This is a genomic window from Bartonella sp. AP65SXKL (assembly GCF_042195725.1).
GTDB lineage: Bacteria > Pseudomonadota > Alphaproteobacteria > Rhizobiales > Rhizobiaceae > Bartonella.
On record NZ_JBHIOW010000044.1, the window covers coordinates 1 to 3134 of the forward strand.

Consider the following 3134-nt stretch of genomic DNA (forward strand, 5'->3'; position numbering starts at 1 on the left):
TCTTCTTCATTCCATTGATCACCATTGTAAAAACCAAAATCCTCCCGCGCATGTTCACGCCATTTGTTCACATGCTCAACATCTTCTTTGTACCAGATGACAAGCTTGCGAAACAAACCTTCTGTCGACAAATCTGATGCGTTACTTTCTTTCTCTAAATGCTCTTCATCATGCATCATTCTGCCATCCATGACGTGCTCTCATAAGTTTCTCTACCACTATAAGCTGGTCTCTTCTGTTTTTGCATCGGCTGTTCATACCCCACACACATTAACCCAAAGGCATCTGCCCCATGACTGGACCAATCATGCTCTGCTCCCAAGCCAATATTACGCTTCTCATCCCATTTCTCGTGATACCAGTTCAGTGCCTTACGTCCTGCTACTGTCGTCTTCTCATTAAACCAAACAGAAGGCAAAACACGGCGGACTGTTTCTATACGTATCTTAACAGCCCCTGCTCCCTGATTAGGGATAACTTTTGTTTGAAAGCCTGCCTGTTTAAGAGCGCTCTCAAAACTCACATTGTGCACACGGTCTCTGGTCGCACCGTCATGGGGGAGAACCATCAATGCCTTCTCATAACCATTTTGACGCAACCAACCGATATGTTCGGATAAAGGCTGTCCCTGTGCTTCGTAATAATCAAGCACTCTGATCTCTCTACCAACAAATTGCGCTATCCATATCGCCGTGGCATCTGCCTTGGCGCCTGTCCCCCCAATATCCCAAAAAGCACGTATTTGCATTAAAGGGTCACGAGCAACACGCCCTATCCGCCCCTCCTGCTCGGCTGCCAACATCTCTTTCTGATAATAAGCGCCTTGAACCGCTGTAAGATAAGCCCCTTCCCAGATATGCTTATAGATCTCTGGACGGTTTCTCAGATCATCAAGCCGCGCTTCATTCAAGATCTTGGGAAACTTCGGATTGTCTGACCAGTTGATCTCAACACGCTTGATTGCCTCATTGTCTGAAAAGCGAAACCGCTTCTCAACGGGGGCATTCTCTCGCAACGGGTTCCATGTCACCCATAATTCTGCATTCCAATCTTTTCCTTCTTCACGCAAAGTCGGTATAAGCGTCTGCCAAGCTGTCTCTGTAACGGGCTCTGCCTCATCAACCCAACAAAGCAAAATACGCCCCATAGACTTGATACTGGCTATATTGCGGTCCAGACCAGAAAACTGAAAGGCTATACGACCATCAATCGACTTAATCGACGACTCCCCAACCTTGTAATAGTCCTTTAAAAAGTCATGCGCTTCAATGGTGCGCTTAATCTCCTCCAATGAACTTTCTGCCAAAGAATTCTGAAACTGACGTGCACAAAGTATAGTGCCCGATATCCCTTGCATACCAAATTGATAGCCTTTTAAAGCAGCCATCAAGGCAAATGATCTTGTCTTTCCAGACCCTCGTCCACCCCAAGCAGCACGCACCAAAGCCTTATCTGTAAAAATCGGTATAAGCTTTGGAACAATACTAATCTGTCGTGTTGTCATTGACCAAAGGCGCGATTTCTACACGCGTTATCACCTTAATGGCTCCCCCATCTTCACCTGTTACCTGTAAAGGCAACACCTTACCAAGCAATGCTAAATAAGCAGCGGGGCATTCCATAGCCTGTTTTTCCAAATAAGAAATCAAACCATCCTTGCCAATTTTATTCCCAGCATTCTCAGCAGCCTTAACCACTGCTTCTTTTAAAATGCGCGTCATCTTATTCGGAACGCCTTTGACACGCCCTTGACCTGCCTTTGGTGGTATACGCTTTTTAATGGGTTGTGGAGCCTGTTCTGTATTTTGTGATGTCATAAAATACACCTCCAGATAATAAAAAACCCCGCATTTGCGGGGATTCCAAACTGCACTGTCCCTCGTTTAGATACAATACGACCAAGTACAGTGCTGTCATTAAATACGATTTGCTACACTTTGTCAACATAAAAATAACACATATTGATACATTTGAAAAGAATCGGTTAAACAGCACTTATGAATAATTAAGGGTTCAAAATGATGAAATCATTATCCATAACACGCATCATAACATTTATAGCTTTCTTTTCTATATCAGCGCTACCTGCATCAGCGTCATTTGGATTTATAGACAAATTGACGCGTATGTTTACAAGTGTAGATACTATAGAGAAGTATAATCAACTTTACGACAAATACGCGAGTAAAGAATATACTGGCTTTACGCATTTTAATAAGCTAAGCCAAGCACAAGAATTTGTATACAGCCGTGGCCATCATAAGATGCCTTCCAAATTTGATCCTGTATTGCATCGTCACGTATTCGTTATTTTATGTGGACGCTTTGTGAATTTATTGCGGGGTGAGTATAATGAAGAAATGTCATGGGCAATGCTACCCAATGTAATAAGTCGTTTACGTTATGAACATAATTGGAGTGAAAGAGATTTTATGTGGGCATACAACGAATCCAATAACAGCAAAAATCCAATGATTTATTATGCAAAAAAATTTCTTAGTAATTCGACTGGAACTGGCATTAGCCCCAAAACACAAATGATAGTTGTAGTATCTGACGTGAGCACCGGTGATTATGAAAACACTAAACAAGTCGCTAGATTTTGCAGAGACTTACCAACGATATATGATATAATGAAACCGTAATAGAGATTGTCATTTACGATCAAAATGTTTCTGAAGCGCATTAAGAGCTATACGTAATGAAGGTACAAGATATGATAATGTTTGATCTTCTATAACGAGGCACTGTAGCGCTGCATAAAGGTTATATTGTCTATAGAGGCATTGGGCTTCTTTTAGTGCCTCTTGCGTGTTTATAAACTGCTCTGTTGCAAATTCTACCCATTTATCTCTTGCCTTATCATCAGAAGATGATGGCATTTCGTCATAAATTGCATTAGGCAAGCCTTTTGCGCAAAGGTAATTATTCCTTATCTGTAGATATTGCTGGGCGGTGTCGTATTGCTCTTGAGTAAGCACGCCTTGCAAGCAAAGCCGCCCTATATAAGACCCAGAGAGTGGATTTTTTGCCTCTTGTAGCGTTAAACCAAAGCGTTTTGCACGCATTTCTATTGCCAATTTATCAACGGCTTCACGCGGTGCTTTTGCACGTGATATACGTCCGTTTGGTTC

At 42.3% G+C, this 3134-nt stretch carries 5 protein-coding genes; 1 reads left to right on the top strand and 4 read right to left on the bottom strand.

The features are described from left to right. The 3 genes from ACFIMP_RS09425 to ACFIMP_RS09435 all read right to left on the bottom strand — a co-directional run. A partial coding sequence (locus ACFIMP_RS09425; protein ID WP_524535893.1) for a hypothetical protein occupies positions 1-191 on the bottom strand: 191 nt, incomplete at its 3' end. Then, entirely contained in the window at positions 176-1504 is a 1329-nt protein-coding gene (locus ACFIMP_RS09430) for a PBSX family phage terminase large subunit (RefSeq protein ID WP_375686317.1), read from the bottom strand. The genes ACFIMP_RS09430 and ACFIMP_RS09425, both read right to left, overlap by 16 nt. Continuing rightward, positions 1485-1817 (bottom strand): hypothetical protein, encoded by a 333-nt coding sequence (locus ACFIMP_RS09435; protein WP_375632019.1) that lies wholly within the window; start codon positions 1815-1817, stop codon positions 1485-1487. Before ACFIMP_RS09435 ends, ACFIMP_RS09430 begins: the two co-directional genes overlap by 20 nt. Positions 1818-2018: 201 nt before the next feature. Between ACFIMP_RS09435 and ACFIMP_RS09440 the strand changes: the two genes are divergently transcribed. After that, the gene (locus tag ACFIMP_RS09440) at positions 2019-2645 is read left to right on the top strand and encodes a hypothetical protein (protein ID WP_006590334.1); all 627 of its coding nucleotides are present in this window, start codon (positions 2019-2021) and stop codon (positions 2643-2645) included. A 9-nt stretch (positions 2646-2654) separates the two neighbouring features. Here ACFIMP_RS09440 and ACFIMP_RS09445 read toward each other — a convergent pair. After that, a partial coding sequence (locus ACFIMP_RS09445; RefSeq protein WP_375686318.1) for a hypothetical protein occupies positions 2655-3134 on the bottom strand: 480 nt, incomplete at its 5' end.

What these genes read in the sequence shown, in the direction of transcription:
- ACFIMP_RS09430 (WP_375686317.1), bottom strand. Translation starts at nt 1,504, where the DNA reads ATGACAACACGACAGATTAGTATTGTTCCAAAGCTTATACCGATTTTT.
- ACFIMP_RS09435 (WP_375632019.1), bottom strand. Translation starts at nt 1,817, where the DNA reads ATGACATCACAAAATACAGAACAGGCTCCACAACCCATTAAAAAGCGT.
- ACFIMP_RS09440 (WP_006590334.1), top strand. Translation starts at nt 2,019, where the DNA reads ATGATGAAATCATTATCCATAACACGCATCATAACATTTATAGCTTTC.